At 59.5% G+C, this 14,468-nt stretch carries 13 protein-coding genes; 3 read left to right on the top strand and 10 right to left on the bottom strand.

All coding sequences use genetic code 11. The features are described 5' to 3' along the window. Positions 1–1,158, bottom strand: a complete 1,158-nt coding sequence (locus PFAS1_RS27020) for an efflux RND transporter periplasmic adaptor subunit (RefSeq protein ID WP_074876323.1) — start codon at positions 1,156–1,158, stop codon at positions 1–3. A gap of 275 nt (positions 1,159–1,433) precedes the next feature. On the opposite strand from PFAS1_RS27020, the gene PFAS1_RS27015 reads away from it, so the two are divergent. Further along, positions 1,434–2,135: a response regulator gene (locus tag PFAS1_RS27015; protein ID WP_074876325.1), complete on the top strand. Its 702-nt coding sequence runs from the start codon at positions 1,434–1,436 to the stop codon at positions 2,133–2,135. Between the two features lie 4 nt (positions 2,136–2,139). Continuing rightward, a complete protein-coding gene (locus PFAS1_RS27010; RefSeq protein ID WP_076031236.1) occupies positions 2,140–3,441 on the top strand; it encodes an ATP-binding protein in 1,302 nt (433 codons plus the stop codon). 6 nt (positions 3,442–3,447) lie between these two features. Here the strand turns inward: PFAS1_RS27010 and PFAS1_RS27005 are convergent, their stop codons facing one another. From PFAS1_RS27005 to PFAS1_RS26985, 5 genes are all read right to left on the bottom strand, one after another. Then, positions 3,448–4,401: a D-2-hydroxyacid dehydrogenase family protein gene (locus PFAS1_RS27005; RefSeq protein WP_076031235.1), complete on the bottom strand. Its 954-nt coding sequence runs from the start codon at positions 4,399–4,401 to the stop codon at positions 3,448–3,450. 13 nt (positions 4,402–4,414) lie between these two features. Next, positions 4,415–5,440 carry an alpha/beta fold hydrolase gene (locus PFAS1_RS27000; protein ID WP_076031234.1) on the bottom strand — a complete coding sequence of 342 codons (1,026 nt, stop codon included), beginning with the start codon at positions 5,438–5,440 and terminating at the stop codon, positions 4,415–4,417. Positions 5,441–5,525: 85 nt separating this feature from the next. After that, positions 5,526–5,960: a YqaA family protein gene (locus PFAS1_RS26995; RefSeq protein ID WP_076031233.1), complete on the bottom strand. Its 435-nt coding sequence runs from the start codon at positions 5,958–5,960 to the stop codon at positions 5,526–5,528. Further along, positions 5,960–6,406, bottom strand: a complete 447-nt coding sequence (locus PFAS1_RS26990; protein WP_076031232.1) for a DUF411 domain-containing protein — start codon at positions 6,404–6,406, stop codon at positions 5,960–5,962. Before PFAS1_RS26990 ends, PFAS1_RS26995 begins: the two co-directional genes overlap by 1 nt. Before the next feature lie 171 nt (positions 6,407–6,577). Then, on the bottom strand, positions 6,578–7,573 hold the full coding sequence (locus PFAS1_RS26985; protein WP_076031231.1) for an aldo/keto reductase: 996 nt from the start codon (positions 7,571–7,573) through the stop codon (positions 6,578–6,580). A 119-nt stretch (positions 7,574–7,692) separates the two neighbouring features. Between PFAS1_RS26985 and PFAS1_RS26980 the strand changes: the two genes are divergently transcribed. Continuing rightward, on the top strand, positions 7,693–8,619 hold the full coding sequence (locus PFAS1_RS26980; protein WP_076031230.1) for a LysR family transcriptional regulator: 927 nt from the start codon (positions 7,693–7,695) through the stop codon (positions 8,617–8,619). On the opposite strand, the gene PFAS1_RS26975 is transcribed toward PFAS1_RS26980, so the two are convergent. The 4 genes from PFAS1_RS26975 to PFAS1_RS26960 all read right to left on the bottom strand — a co-directional run bounded on the left by PFAS1_RS26975 (position 8,608) and on the right by PFAS1_RS26960 (position 14,452). After that, positions 8,608–9,561 carry a GNAT family N-acetyltransferase gene (locus tag PFAS1_RS26975; RefSeq protein ID WP_076031610.1) on the bottom strand — a complete coding sequence of 318 codons (954 nt, stop codon included), beginning with the start codon at positions 9,559–9,561 and terminating at the stop codon, positions 8,608–8,610. The genes PFAS1_RS26980 and PFAS1_RS26975 overlap by 12 nt on opposite strands. Then, positions 9,561–10,850, bottom strand: coding sequence for an AMP-binding protein (locus tag PFAS1_RS26970; protein ID WP_076031229.1), 1,290 nt, complete (start codon positions 10,848–10,850; stop codon positions 9,561–9,563). The genes PFAS1_RS26975 and PFAS1_RS26970 overlap by 1 nt, the downstream gene beginning before the upstream one ends. A gap of 67 nt (positions 10,851–10,917) precedes the next feature. Further along, on the bottom strand, positions 10,918–13,320 hold the full coding sequence (locus tag PFAS1_RS26965) for an aldehyde dehydrogenase family protein (RefSeq protein ID WP_076031228.1): 2,403 nt from the start codon (positions 13,318–13,320) through the stop codon (positions 10,918–10,920). Between the two features lies 1 nt (position 13,321). Continuing rightward, positions 13,322–14,452: a LuxE/PaaK family acyltransferase gene (locus PFAS1_RS26960; protein WP_076031227.1), complete on the bottom strand. Its 1,131-nt coding sequence runs from the start codon at positions 14,450–14,452 to the stop codon at positions 13,322–13,324. Between the last annotated feature and the right edge of the window lie 16 nt (positions 14,453–14,468).

Below are 14,468 nucleotides of genomic sequence, written 5' to 3'. Positions count from 1 at the left end.
TTACTGGCCAGAAACCTGGGCAAGTGGAAGAGGGGTGTCGTCGATCTGCACTTTTTCGCCGGGACGGGCGTGCTGCAGGCCTTCGGTGACGATGCGGTCACCGGGCTTGAGGCCGGCGGTGACGATCCAGCGATCGTTCTGCACGGCGCCCAGTTCGACCGGTTGCTGGCCGACTCGCTGCTCGGCATCGAGCAACAGCACCTGGGCAATACCGGCACTGTCACGCTGGATGGCCCGTTGCGGCACGCTGATGCCTTGTTGGTTGACCGCTTGCTCCAGACGCACGCGCACGAAGCTGCCCGGCAGCAAGTCGAGGTCCGGGTTGGGGAATTCGCTGCGCAGAATGATCTGGCCGGTGCCGGGGTCGACGGTGATGTCGGCGAACAGCAACTTGCCGGGCAACGGATAGAGACTGCCGTCGTCCTGGATCAGCGTGGCTTTGACCTGGTCCTGACCGACCTGCTGCAAGTGGCCGGAACGGAACGCCCGGCGCAGATCGTTGAGTTCGCGGGTCGATTGGGTGAGGTCGGCGTGAATCGGGTTCAGTTGCTGGATCAATGCCAGCGGTGTGGTTTCGTTCTGCCCGACCAGTGCGCCTTCGGTTACCAGCGCGCGACCGATGCGCCCGGAAATCGGGGCGGTGACGGTGGCGTAACCCAGGTTGAGTTTCGCCCGTTCCACGGCAGCCTGGTTCGCGGCGACGTCGGCAGCGGTTTGCCGGGCACTGGCCCGGGCGTTGTCATAGTCCTGACCGCTGATGGCATTGCCTTCGATCAACTGCGCGTAACGCTGCTCTTGCAGGCGCGCCTGGAACGCATTGGCTTGCGCCTTGCGCAGCGCCGCTTCGGCGCTGTCCAGGTCGGCCTTGAACGGCGCCGGGTCGATACGGAACAACACTTCGCCTTTTTTCACATCACTGCCTTCACGGAACGCCCGTTGCAGCACCACACCGGCAACCCGGGCGCGGACTTCGGCAATGCGTGGCGCGGCAATCCGCCCGCTCAGTTCACTGGTGATCGAGAGTGGGCTGGCCTGGATGGTTTCAATGCGAACCGTGGCCAGAGGTGCCTGTTCTTCGGCCGTCGAGGCCTTGTCACAAGCGCTCAGCGTCACCGCCAGTGCAATCAGGCTGAGCCTGGCAAGCAGATTCTTTGACATGTAATACCCCAATAATGACCCCCCGCATCCTACGGGGAGGCGACGAGGGTAGCGGTGAAGCTTTGTAGGCGCTGTGTGAAATTGTGTAAGGGTTTTACTCAGGCACGGTTGAGGGCGTATATCCTTGGCGGCTTGATTACGATTGCGCCTGCCCGGCCGCCTTCGCGAGCAAGCCCGCTCCCACATTGGATCTGTGGCATTCACAAATCCCCTGTGGGAGCGGGCTTGCTCGCGAAGAGGCCGGACCAGGCATCACAGCACTTTCTGGAAACACCATGCCCAACATCCTCCTGGTCGAAGACGACACCGCGCTCTCCGAACTGATTGCCAGTTACCTGGAACGCAACGGCTATAGCGTCAGCGTGATCAGCCGCGGTGACCATGTGCGCGAACGGGCGCGGGTCAATCCGCCGGACCTGGTGATCCTCGACCTGATGCTGCCGGGGCTCGATGGCCTGCAAGTCTGCCGTTTGCTGCGCGCCGACTCGGCCACGTTGCCGATCCTGATGCTGACCGCCCGCGACGACAGCCACGATCAGGTGCTGGGCCTGGAAATGGGCGCTGACGACTACGTCACCAAACCTTGCGAACCGCGGGTGTTGCTGGCCCGGGTGCGGACGTTGTTGCGACGAAGCAGTCTGATTGAACCGCAGACCGCCAACGACCGCATTCTGATGGGCAATCTGTGCATCGATTTGTCCGAGCGCACCGTGACCTGGCGCGAGCAATTGGTCGAACTGTCCAGCGGTGAATACAACCTGCTGGTGGTGCTCGCTCGGCATGCCGGTGAAGTGCTCAGTCGCGACCAGATCCTGCAACGCCTGCGCGGCATCGAGTTCAATGGCACCGACCGCTCGGTGGACGTGGCGATTTCCAAGCTGCGGCGCAAGTTCGACGATCATGCCGGTGAGGCGCGCAAGATCAAGACGGTGTGGGGCAAGGGTTATCTGTTCAGCCGTTCCGAGTGGGAATGTTGAGTCGATGTTCAGAATCCTGTTTCGCCTGTATCTGGTGACCATCGTTTCGTACAGCGCGGCGATCTATCTGGTGCCTGACGTGGTGATCAAGGTCTTCCAGGAGCGCTTTGTCACCTACAACCTCGATTATTCGCGCGGGCTGCAAACCCTCATCGTCAAACAGTTTCACGCCGTGCCCCCGGCACAGTGGCCGGCATTGGCCGCGGAGATGGACAAGGAATTCCAGCCGCTGCACATCGTCCTGACCGGTAACGATGACCCCGATTTCACCGCCGATGAGCGCAGGCGTTTGCAGCGTGGCGAGAACATCGTGCGCATTGGCGACTGGGGCTGGCGCACCCTGGCGGTGTCGCCGCTGAACGAGCGGACGGTGGTGGAGATGGTCGTGCCGCCGGACCCGATGGACGTCAGCCTGTTGTACTGGAGCATCAACGTGTTGATCGGCGCGACCATGCTCGCCTGCCTGTTGCTGTGGCTGCGCCCGCACTGGCGCGACCTGGAACGCCTCAAAGGGACGGCTGAACGTTTCGGCAAGGGCCATTTGAGCGAGCGCACACAGATTTCCAGAAGCTCCAACATCGGTAGCCTGGCCAACGTCTTCGACACCATGGCTGGCGATATCGAGAACCTGCTCAACCAGCAGCGGGACCTGCTCAATGCCGTGTCTCACGAATTGCGCACGCCCCTGACACGACTGGATTTTGGCCTGGCGCTGGCACTGTCCGACGATTTACCCGCCGCCAGCCGAGAGCGTCTGCAAGGTCTGGTCGCGCACATTCGCGAACTTGATGAGCTGGTGCTGGAGCTGCTGTCCTACAGCCGCCTGCAAAACCCGGCGCGGCTGCCGGAGCGGGTCGAAGTGTCGCTGGATGAATTTATCGACAGCATCCTCGGCAGCGTCGACGAAGAACTGGAATCCCCGGACATCGTTATCGATGTGCTTCTGCACGGACAACTTGAGCGCTTCACCCTCGACCCAAGGCTGACTGCCCGCGCAATTCAGAACCTGCTGCGCAATGCGATGCGCTACTGCGAAAAACGCATCCAGATTGGTGTGCAGGTGTGTACCAAGGGGGCGGACATCTGGGTGGACGACGATGGGATCGGTATTCCGGATGAGGAGCGGGAGCGGATTTTCGAACCGTTCTATCGGTTGGATCGCAGTCGGGATCGGGCCACTGGCGGGTTTGGTCTGGGGCTGGCAATCAGTCGTCGGGCGTTGGAAGCCCAGGGCGGCACGCTCACCGTTGAAGCGTCGCCGCTGGGTGGGGCACGGTTTCGTTTGTGGTTGCCCACCTCTGCCTGACGCGTATCAGCTCAGTACGCGAATCGGTTCTCCCGCAGACCACGCCTGAATATCCTCGATCATCTGCGAGAAAAACTGCTGATAGTTTTGTTGGCTGACATACCCGACGTGGGGCGTGGCCAGGACAGTGTCCAGGGTTCTGAACGGATGATGAGCCGGCAAGGGTTCCTGCTCGAAGACGTCCAGCGCAGCACCGGCCAGTCGCCGTTTCTGCAACGCCTTGATTAACGCGGCCTCATCGACGATCGGGCCACGGGCAGTGTTGACCAGCAGCGCTGAAGGTTTCATCCAGTCCAGTGCCTGGGCGTCCACCAAACCACGGCTACGCTCGCTGAGCACCAGATGGACCGACAGCACATCGGCCTGTTCGAACAGTTCCTGTTTGCTGACGCAGGTCACGCCGACCTCGGCTGCGCGTTCGGCGGTCAGGTTCTCGCTCCAGGCAATCACCCGCATGCCGAACACCTGGCCGAACCGGGCAACGCGAGTGCCAATGCTGCCCAGCCCCAGGATTGCCAGGGTCTTGCCGTGCAGGTCGCCGCCCAGGCTTTGCTGCCATCTACCTGCGCGCAGGGCGTTGGCTTCGACCACCAGGTTGCGGGTCGCCGCCATGATCAGCGCCCAGGTCAGTTCCGGCGCCGCGTGCTTGTAACTGTCGGTGCCACAGACCTGAATGCCCAGCGCGGCGGCGGCTTTCAGGTCCAGGGCGGCGTTTCGCATGCCACCGGTGACCAGCAGCTTGAGTTTCGGTAAGCGCCGCAGCAGGTCCTCATCGAACCGGGTGCGTTCGCGCATCACGCAGATCACTTCGAACTCACCCAACCGTGCCGCCAGGGTGTCGTTATCGCCAGGGTAGTCATGGATGAAATTTACCTGGCCGATGGGCTCCAGCACCGACCAGTCCACCACGTCACGGGCCACGTCCTGCCAGTCATCAATCACCGCAATCTGCACTGCCATCGGCTTTACCTCATCAATGAACGGGGTTGGTATTGTTCAGCCAGGCGAGCAGGGCCTGGTGGAACTGTGCCGGTTCTTCCATTTGCGGCGCGTGGCCCATGCCGGGGAATTCGACCAGCGTCGACCGGGGAATCAGTTTCGCCACCTGCTTGCCGAGGACGTCGTAGTGACCGAGTTTCGCCTTGACCTCGGGTGGTGCGATGTCACTGCCGATGGCCGTGGTATCGGATGTACCGATCAGCAGCAGGGTCGGCATCTTCAGGTCCTTGAACTCGTAGTACACCGGTTGGGTGAAGATCATGTCGTAGATCAGCGCCGAATTCCACGCCACCTGCGTATGCCCCGGCCCTTTGTTCAGTCCCGCGAGCATGTCTACCCAGCGATCGAATTCCGGCTTCCAGCGACCGCCGTAATAGGTGTTGCGTTCATAGGTGCGGATGCCGTCGGCGGTGAGTTTCAGCTCGCGCTCATACCATTGATCGACCGTGCGATAGGGCACGCCGAGGGCTTTCCAGTCTTCCAGGCCGATGGGGTTGACCAGGGCCAGTTGTTCAACCTGATCGGGGTATTGCAGCGCATAGCGAGTGGCGAGCATGCCGCCAGTGGAGTGCCCGAGAACACTGGCCTTTTGAATGCCCAGGGCCTTGAGCAATTGCTGGGTGTTGGTCGCCAGTTGCTGGAAGCTGTACTGATAATGGTCGGGTTTGCTGGAGGTGCAGAAACCGATCTGGTCCGCAGCGATGACCCGGTAACCGGCCTCACTCAGGGCCTTGATCGAACTGTCCCAGGTGGCACCGCAGAAGTTCTTGCCGTGCATCAGCACCACGCTGCGTCCATTGGCCTTGCCGTGGGCGGCGACATCCATGTAACCCATTTGCAGGGATTTGCCCTGGGATTCAAAGGCGAAATGCTTGACCGTGTAGGGGTATTCGAAACCTTGCAGCTCCGGTCCGTATTCCGGGCCTTCGGCATGGGCGATAACGGGCAATGCAGCGGTCAGTAACAGGCCGGGCAGCCAGCGGAAAGGGGTGAGGGACATGGGCGAGCTCCATTGGAAATCGGCCGATGCTGGATCGGCATGATTAGGGCGACATTAAACACAGGCAATCGCCGTGGATAATCGTTCAACCCATCCAGCCCACTGTGGCCATGGCCAACACACCATAACGGGCGCCTTTGGCGAGGGTCACGATCAGCAGGAATCGCCCCAGCGGCTCGCGCATCACGCCGGCCACCAAGGTCAGCGGATCACCGATCACAGGCACCCAGCTCAGCAGCAACGACCAATGACCGTAACGCTGATAATGCACCCGGGCTTTTTCCAGATGGCGCGGGCTGACGGGAAACCAGCGCCGATCATGAAACCGCTCGATACCGCGTCCCAGCCACCAGTTCACCAGCGACCCCAGGACATTGCCCAATGTCGCCACGGCGAGCAGCGACCAAAGCCAATACTTGCCGCTGAGCAACAACCCCACCAAAACCGCCTCGGACTGCAAGGGCAGTAAGGTTGCCGCACCGAATGCGGCAAAGAACAGCCCGATGTACGCACCGAACATCAATGGGCCGGGTAGTCCGCCACCACCATTTCGGTGCCGTCTTTCTTCAGGCCGATCACTTGATACGCATCGCTCATGCCGTCCATTTCCATGCCCGGCGAACCCATGGGCATACCGGGTGCGGCAACGCCCAACAGATCATCGCGCTTGCTCAAGGCCAGCACCTGATCGGCGGGGACATGACCTTCAACGAATTTGCCGTTGATCAAAGCGGTATGGCACGACGCCAGACGCGGAGGCACGCCGTGCTGTTGCTTGAATTCGCTCATATTGGCTTCGACGTGATCGTCGACTTTGAAGCCGTTGGCTTCCAGATGGCTGATCCATTTTTTGCAGCAACCGCAATTGGCATCGCGGTGAACCTCGATCGGGATCAGGTCGGCGGCCTGGGCCAGGGAGGAAATGAACAGGGCGCTCAGGGCGACCAGACGCAGGTGGGTTCGCATGGGGGATCTCGTCTCGAATAGCGGCCAAAAATGCATTTTGACCATTCTAGTCAGTATCGAGGCAGGAGATTGTTTCGAAGTAATACAGATGACGCAAAATCATTTGTGGCCAGAAGGGGTACCCCCTCGCCACAACAGCCCACTCAACTTGTCGAATGGGCCAGGTGTCGGTTACCGGTCAAGTAACTCCATGACTTCTTCCGGATAACGTAAACCCGCCGTGGCATTGGCCGGGAATATTGCTTCCAGTGCTTGCAAGTCTTCGCCGCTGAGCTTCACATCCAGCGCGGCCACATTTTCTTCCAGGTGTTTACGCTGTTTGGTTCCCGGAATCGGGATAACGTAATCACCCTGAGCCAGTACCCATGCGAGCGCGAGTTGGCCGGCGGTCACGCCTTTGTCTGCAGCCACGCCCTGCACTTGCTGCACCAACAACAGGTTTTTGGCGAAGTTTTCGCCTTGAAAACGCGGGCTGAAGCGCCGGTAGTCGTCTGCCGCGAAATCATCAGGGCTTTTCAGCGCGCCGGTGAGAAAGCCACGGCCCAAAGGGCTGTAGGGGACGAAGGCAACCCCCAGGCGCTGACATGCGGCCAGACAACCGTTTTCCTCCTGATCACGGCTCCATAACGAATATTCACTTTGCAGCGCACTGATCGGATGAACCTTGTGCGCGCGCTCAAGCGTTGCGACCGAGGCCTCGCTCAAACCCAGGTATCGAACCTTGCCGGCTTTTACCAGGTCGGCCATGGCGCCGACGGTTTCCTCGATGGCCACCTGCGGATCGATGCGGTGCTGGTAATACAAATCCAGAGTCTCGATGCCGAGACGCTTGAGGGTGCCGTCGATAGCGGCGCGAATGTACTCCGGCCGGCCATTGACGCCCCGCGCAACCGGATTGGCCGGGTCGCGAACGATCCCGAATTTGCTGGCCAGAAACACCTGGTCTCGCTTGCCGGCGATGGCTTTGCCGATCAGTTCTTCGTTGGTGTGCGGGCCGTACATGTCGGCGGTGTCGAGCAGGTTAATGCCCAATTCCAGCGCGCGATGCAGTGTGACCGTGGCTTCGCGGACGTCCACGCCAGTCGTATAGAAATCAGTCATGCCCATGCAGCCCAGACCGATCGCGCTGACGAGTGGACCGTTTTTGCCCAGTTGACGTGTTTGCATTGAAATCAGCTCCCTGTGAAAGTGAAACCCATTGTTGATCTCGACAGAAACAAGATAAACCGGCTAAAACTGCTATCACTGTTCGTAATTTCTAAATAATCAGCCGGTAAGCAATAGCCATGGACCGTTTTAATGCGATGCGCGTATTCACTCGAATCGTCGAACTGGGTGGCTTTGCCAAGGCGGCGGATAGCCTGCAATTGCCCCGTGCCTCCGTGACCATCCTGATCAAACAATTGGAAGCGCATCTCGGTGTGCAACTGTTGCAACGCACGACGCGGCAGATCAGCCTGACGCTCGACGGTGCGGCCTACTACCCTCGTTGCGTGCGGTTGCTGGCGGATCTGGAGGAAACCGAAGCGGTGTTCAGCGCTGCACGCAATAACCCCAAGGGGCTGCTGCGCGTGGATATGCCGGCGGGCGTAGGACGCTTGATAGTGATCCCGGCGTTACCGCAATTCACTGCTCGATATCCTTTGATCGAGCTGGAAATCGGCTTGAATGACCGGCCTGTCGACCTGATTCGCGAAGGCATTGATTGCGTGCTGCGGGGCGGCGACTCACTGGATGATTCACTGGTGGCGCGGCCGTTGGTCATGCTGGACCAGGTCACGTGTGCCAGCCCCGATTACTTGAAGCGATTCGGAACGCCTCAGTGTCTGGCTGACCTGGAGGGCCATCAGATGGTGGAGTATTTCTCCAGCAGCAATGGCAAGCGTTATGGGTTGGAGTTCATGGTCAATGATCAGGTTCAGCTCATTGATTTGCCCAAGCAAGTTTCGGTCAACAGCGCCGATGGTTACCTGGCCGCGTGCGAGGCGGGGTATGGTCTGGTTCAGGCCCCGTATTACCACGTAGCGCGCCAGTTGAGCGAAGGCCGTTTATGTGAAGTCCTCAGTGCGGTGCCGACACCGGGCATGCCGCTGACCGCGCTTTACCCGCCACACCGCCAGTTGTCCCGGCGGGTGAGGGTGTTTGTCGACTGGCTGGTAGAGCTTTGCGCGCAGCCGGGCAATGACTTTTATCGAAAAGCCTCACGCGGCTGAGCGGGCTCTGTTCAGCGCTTCGGCGCGACTCTGCATGTTGGTGTTTTGCTGTAAGTCGTCATGCAAGCGTTGCATGTGCGGGCAATGCAGGTCGAGGTGTCGAGACTGCGCCCCTCGATGAAACAGTGCGAACCACCCCTGGGCACTTGATGTAGGCGTCAGCCCGGTAAAGGTGAAACCAAGGGCCGCCAGATTGCGAACGTCCTGGGCAAAGTGCCGTGACAACTGAAGTTTGGCCGAGATCAGCCAATGCCTGGGCAATTGCCGGACCTGCTCAAGCAGACGTTTGGTCAAACGCTGAATGACCATGTCGAATCTTTTATGGTGTTGCTTGAGTTGCAAGGGCAGGGAAGACAATGGCGTCGTGTCCGTATAAGTGCCGAACACGGCACACAAGTGCTGCATAAACCCCCGACAGCTGTCGGGCCATGGGATGTCGGGGAGTGGACGCGCATGCCCTTCGACTACATGACAACCCATCACGATGGTTTCCGGCTGCGGCTCGGCGAAGGGCGAAGGGACGTAGTCAGGTAGCAAACCCGTGCTGTGGAAGCCGATGCTTGCTGCCATGCGTTGCGTGTAGGGATGGTGTGTGACTTGTTTGATCGAGACGCTGTTGAACCCCATGGAACCTGATTGCGACAACAACTCCCGACCCAGACGGGTCGCGATGCTCTGCCCCTGCGCGGCGGGATGCACCACGCTGAGGGCCAGTTCGGTGGTGTCCGCAGGTGTGTCATGACACAACGCGGCATGCCCTAGAACGCGTACGTCGTCCACCGCCAGCATCGACTTCCAGCGTCCCTTGGCATTGTGCTGATCGATCATGTTCGGCAAATACACATCCGGCTGAACGTAATGATCGCCATAGACCTCGCGAAACAACTGGCTTACGGCACGTGCGTCGGAGGGTCGATAGGGGCGAAAAACCAAATGCGGCATCATGCGGGCTCCGACAATGGTTCGTCATACACGCGCAGGTCCTGGACCCGCAATTGTTTGCCGGAGCGTGGGTGAAGCTTCAATGCGGTGACTGCGCAAGACAACACTCGCAATTCCAGCAGACCCTCGCGGCTCAGCTCTTCGATGACGGGATAGTGTTCAACCAACGCCTCGTACAACGCTCGGCACACCGGTACGGTGGCCATCGATAGCGTTGAGGGAACCCACTTCACACTCAAAATATCTTTGTATCCGTCATGTTCGATCAGCAATTGCCATTGGTCGTTGTGGGCAATGCGCTGGACGATCTGCTGGATGTCGTCGATCAGCAGCGACAGCACGCCGACGCGCACTCGCTGACTGTGCACGCTACGCCCCTTGAGGGCGAATTTGCGATTTGGGGTTGAGCCGGGCTCGCGCCAGCACGCGCGGTCGCCCACTGGGTAACGCAGCAGTGGCATGAGCCGGCGGGTCAGACTGGTCACCACCAACAGTCCGGTGCGATCGCATTCTTCGATGACTTCGCCGGTGAGCTCATCGACGATTTCCAGCAAGGTTTGTGGTTCAAACACCCGATGCTCGCCCAAGGCGCAGTCGCGAGCGCTGGCCCCGATAAGGCCGGCGTCTACGCTGGCGTAGCCTATGGACGCAATGCGCACGTTGGGAAATACGTCGGTGAGGATTGCTACCTGCTGGGCAAACAGGCTTTCGCCGCCATACAACAACGTCTCAACCCCGCGCAGTACTCGCCGATGCTGGTTCAGGTAGGCAGCGAATCGCAGCAGCTGTGCCGGGACGCCGACCAGTACGTTGATCCGATGCTGATCAATCGCATCGGCCAGTGCGCCCAGCTCCGCGTGTCCAGTAAATGGAAACTCGCAGATCGATCGCCTGACGTGTACCAGGGAGTCGTGGATGAACAGAAAGCTGGCGTAGAGATCTCCGGAAAAGAATAGATTGGCGACACGGTCGCCGTCATTCAGTTGTGAGGAGAAGCTTTCTCCAAATGTACTGACCAGTTCTTGCCATTCGCTATAGGTGTAAACGGACAGTTTGCCCTGGCTGGTCGATCCGCCGGTTTGAAACACCAGCGCGTCGTCGACCTTTGCGGTCAGGACCGGCCAATGATTCAAGTCATGGCTGTCAGACCAATAGTCCACGGCGTTGGTCAGCGGTATGTCTTGCAACTTAATGCCCTGCGCCGGTAAGTGTTCCAGTTGGCGGCGGTAGAAGTTTGAATGTTGTCGTATATAAGACAGCAGTTGTTCGAGTGAATAAGTCGATTTCACTGGATTCTCTCTTTTCTATCAGGCGTCTAGACAGTTAAAAACAAGTGGTGAGTAGTTCTCGGTATTTTTATTTTCTTTTATCAATAACTAACGGTGTTTTGCCGCTGTGTTTATTCCGAGTGAATGCTTGTTCCTTGCATGTTCGAACTTCAACAATTAACAGGTTGGCGTTCACGGCGTTTGCCAGCGCTTGATGGTTCAATAAGGCGTGGCGGACCTGATCGGCGTCTGCATTCGACAAAACTGTCAGGCGCTCGACGCCATCAGGGCTGTGGTCGAGAACTACCTGCATGGGCGCGCCGACGCTATCGTGCAGAGCCGACGGCGAAATGAATTCCGTGCCCATTCGCACCAGTTTGCCGTGGCGCTGGAGCAGTTCGAATCGGGGTGAGTCCAGCCCGCACGGACAGGCTCCGGGCATCCAGCGACCGGTGTCACCCACGTCATATCGGCGCACGGTCTGGCCTTGTCGTGCTCGTGAAGTAAACAGCAGGCGACCGATCTCATTAGCCTGGACCGGCTCATCCTGTTCGATCTGCACGATTTCCAGATGCTGGGTATCGCACATCAAGTGAAACACCCCGTTTGCGCTGGCTGCGCACGCATGCCCCAGGGGACCGGCGTCAACGGAACCATAGATCGCCGAGCGGATCATCGAAACCCCGCAACTTTCCATGAGGCTCAGGCTGGTTTGGCCCGGGTGCTCGCCGCCGAGGAACACTTTCCTGATACCAGCGTACGCGCGAAGTCGGGCCTGCTCGCTGAAGAACAGACGATGCAAGGTGCTCGGCATGCCGATCAGCACGGTGACACGCTGGTCAACGATCAGTTGGGCGATTTCGCTAAAGTCATCGTCCTGGGGCGCACCCATGGGGAAATGAGTGACACCCATTTGTTCCAGTATTTTGGTAAAACTGAGGAATCCCCCGTACAGGCTGCCGCCGTAAAACAGGTTCATGACCCGGTCCTTTGCAGGATCGAGGCCAGCGGCGAACAGGCCGTCTGCCGCTGCGCGCATCTGTCGTTGAAAGTCGCGATAGCTGAAGCCGGCGAGGGCGGGAGTGCCGCTGCTCCCTCCAGAGCGGAAATACAATTGCGCAGCGGCGTCCATCGGTTGGGTCGTGAAGGCGTTTTTGTTCATGATCGGCGCATCGGCAATGTCAGGGGGCGGTGGGACCGGGTCGAGCGTCGCCCGGCCCGGCAAAACATCCGCCGACAGACTCACCGAGAGGCGGCGACTCAGGCGCGTCAACGCGTAAACGCCATCATGCGGCTCACCGACGTAGCCATCATGAATCCCCGCGCAAGGCGCAATCCGGGTGACGCCAGCGTTGACCAGCGTTTGCACAAGTCCAGGCGTTTCTGTCGCAGAGCACATCAGTGCGCAGCTTTGCAGGACCGTGCGCCAAGGCAATAGCGTCTCGGCGATCAAGTGTTGCGGCACAGGTTTGAGCAGCACCGTACGAAACAGCGGCGAAGGCGCAAGCGTCTGATGGTGTTCCCAGATGATCCGCCACCCGTGGCCGGCCCAGACCTGGCCGCGTTGGTTCGCAAAACAGTAATTCAGTTGCGCCATGGCCGTGCGGGTGGTGATTTCGCACGCCTCCTGATCCGAGGGCACCAGCGCCGGCCAGCGCGAGGCACGGCGCGTGAAGGCTTCGCTCAAACGCTCGCCCAGGTCTTGCAGAATGGCCGGATCATTGCTGTCCACCAGTACCCATTGCGGGCTGGAACACGCTTGTTGATCCAGGCTGCACACCTCATCGACCAACGCATCCAGCGCCGAAGGGCTGGCTGCGTCAGGCGACAGATAAGCAAAACTGATCCTGTGCCCCCAATCGATCCAGCGACATCCGGCGGGGATCTGCTGACGAATCGCCTTGAGCGCCTTTTCACCGCCCCAGGCCGACACGCCATCGGCCTGAGCACAGAGTTCGGCTACCTGGGAAGTGCTCACAGGCAGCACCGCGATGAACTCGGCAAGCCTGCCGCTGGTGTCGCACTTCACAAATTCAGCCAACAATTTTGCAGTCAAACCCGCATCGCTGGCGCTGGGGCGTAACCAGTTGATGTTACCGGCCAGCAAGCTTTCGAGAACCGCGCAGAACGCCAGCATCGGCGCATTGCCCGGCGTCACATGCACCACCAGTCCCAAGGGATGCCAGCTTTCAAAGTGTGGCTGTCGGTAGTCGATACGTCTCAGCGAACGGGGTTGCGAACCCAGTTCTCGCTCAAGCTTTATGCTCAGGTTGCTGCGCTGGCAGAACTCGCTCAGCCCCTGACATTGATCGTCGTCCAGAGGCAGGTTCAGGCTGCGAGTCTGTAATTGAGCGGCGAAACGAGCCGCGGCTTCGATGACGGTCTCGCTGTCGATCGGTTCAGAAAGCAACCCGGGCAATTGTTTTCGAAGGCTGTCGAGGGCGATTTGCGGGGTAACGTCGTCACGCAGTTGACCATTGATGAGGTACATATCAAGCCCCTCCCAGCAATTCGGAAGCCGCCATCGCGCAACTGCGACTGGCGGTGGTGCCGGCACGCCCGTGCAGCTCGAACCAATCGGTGCTCAGGCCGCATCCGCAACTGGCGCCGGGGTGTAATGTCGCCAGATCGCCCATGACTACCGCGTGAGCAGGGCTTGACGAAATGTACGGGGAGACGAATTCCAGCAAGCCGCGCTGGCCGTATGGCTGGACCGTGAAATCGGATGGGTTGCGCACGAAAACCTTCGAGTAAACGGGGGCATGAAAATGATGCCGGGCACACTGGATATAGGGCACGGCATGCTCGACGGCACCGTAGCCATCGCGACAGCGGGACAGGTCGACACCCAATTGCCGATTGATTCGGTCATACAACTCAAGCAGGGGAATTTCTTGTGCTGCCTGAGTTTTCCAGCCTCCCCCCAAAAACACCAATGACTGAGCGGGAAGCTCAAGATTGGGTGCGCCAGTGTTTTCCATGTGCTGTAGCGCATGGGAAAGAAACGCAGGAAATCCAAGAATTCGCACGGGCAATCCCTCGTCGGCAAACTCCTGCAAGGCGCGAATCACGCCAAACAGGTCGAACTCGTGACCTTTAGCCGTCCGGCGTAATCCGTAGACGAGCCGATTGACGGGCGCATAGCTGCACAGAAACTGGTCGGTGTAAGCGGTGCCCAAGGTGATGGCAGCCTCGGGCTCGTAGCTCAGGAGCAAGTAATTGCAGGGGCTTTGCGGCGTATCCCAGCCGTAGTGCCGGAAAATGTGGCTCACCATGCCTTGAGCCGCCGCCATGCTGCGAGAGTCATAGCGCATGCGACTTTTCTGGCCGCTGGTGCCGGATGAAGTCAGCTCCAGCGCGCCTTCGCCGGTAGGGCCGAACAACAGGTGACGTTTGAAATAGTTGGCGAAAATCGGTGGCAGCCTGGACCAGTCATCCAGTGTTTCGAGGTCTTGGGCATCGAGCCCGTTGGCGTTCAGCCAGCGTTCGTAGCCAGGCGTGTGGTGACAATGAAACAAGCTGATTTCCCCCATCGCCTGATCGAACAGTCCCTCAGGGACGGAATCCAGGCAATAGGGTTGCGTTAACGCGCAAAGCGCATCGGTGTGGGGTAAATGGATCATCAGAAGACCTGCTGTG

This window comes from Pseudomonas frederiksbergensis, from assembly GCF_001952935.1.
Classification (GTDB): domain Bacteria; phylum Pseudomonadota; class Gammaproteobacteria; order Pseudomonadales; family Pseudomonadaceae; genus Aquipseudomonas; species Aquipseudomonas frederiksbergensis.
Note: the sequence above shows the minus strand (reverse complement) of the source record. Positions and strands in the feature narration are given on the sequence as shown.

Coding starts and splice junctions, on each gene's coding strand:
- PFAS1_RS27020 (WP_074876323.1), bottom strand. CDS start 1,158: ATGTCAAAGAATCTGCTTGCCAGGCTCAGCCTGATTGCACTGGCGGTG.
- PFAS1_RS27015 (WP_074876325.1), top strand. CDS start 1,434: ATGCCCAACATCCTCCTGGTCGAAGACGACACCGCGCTCTCCGAACTG.
- PFAS1_RS27010 (WP_076031236.1), top strand. CDS start 2,140: ATGTTCAGAATCCTGTTTCGCCTGTATCTGGTGACCATCGTTTCGTAC.
- PFAS1_RS27005 (WP_076031235.1), bottom strand. CDS start 4,401: ATGGCAGTGCAGATTGCGGTGATTGATGACTGGCAGGACGTGGCCCGT.
- PFAS1_RS27000 (WP_076031234.1), bottom strand. CDS start 5,440: ATGTCCCTCACCCCTTTCCGCTGGCTGCCCGGCCTGTTACTGACCGCT.
- PFAS1_RS26995 (WP_076031233.1), bottom strand. CDS start 5,960: ATGTTCGGTGCGTACATCGGGCTGTTCTTTGCCGCATTCGGTGCGGCA.
- PFAS1_RS26990 (WP_076031232.1), bottom strand. CDS start 6,406: ATGCGAACCCACCTGCGTCTGGTCGCCCTGAGCGCCCTGTTCATTTCC.
- PFAS1_RS26985 (WP_076031231.1), bottom strand. CDS start 7,573: ATGCAAACACGTCAACTGGGCAAAAACGGTCCACTCGTCAGCGCGATC.
- PFAS1_RS26980 (WP_076031230.1), top strand. CDS start 7,693: ATGGACCGTTTTAATGCGATGCGCGTATTCACTCGAATCGTCGAACTG.
- PFAS1_RS26975 (WP_076031610.1), bottom strand. CDS start 9,561: ATGCCGCATTTGGTTTTTCGCCCCTATCGACCCTCCGACGCACGTGCC.
- PFAS1_RS26965 (WP_076031228.1), bottom strand. CDS start 13,320: ATGTACCTCATCAATGGTCAACTGCGTGACGACGTTACCCCGCAAATC.
- PFAS1_RS26960 (WP_076031227.1), bottom strand. CDS start 14,452: ATGATCCATTTACCCCACACCGATGCGCTTTGCGCGTTAACGCAACCC.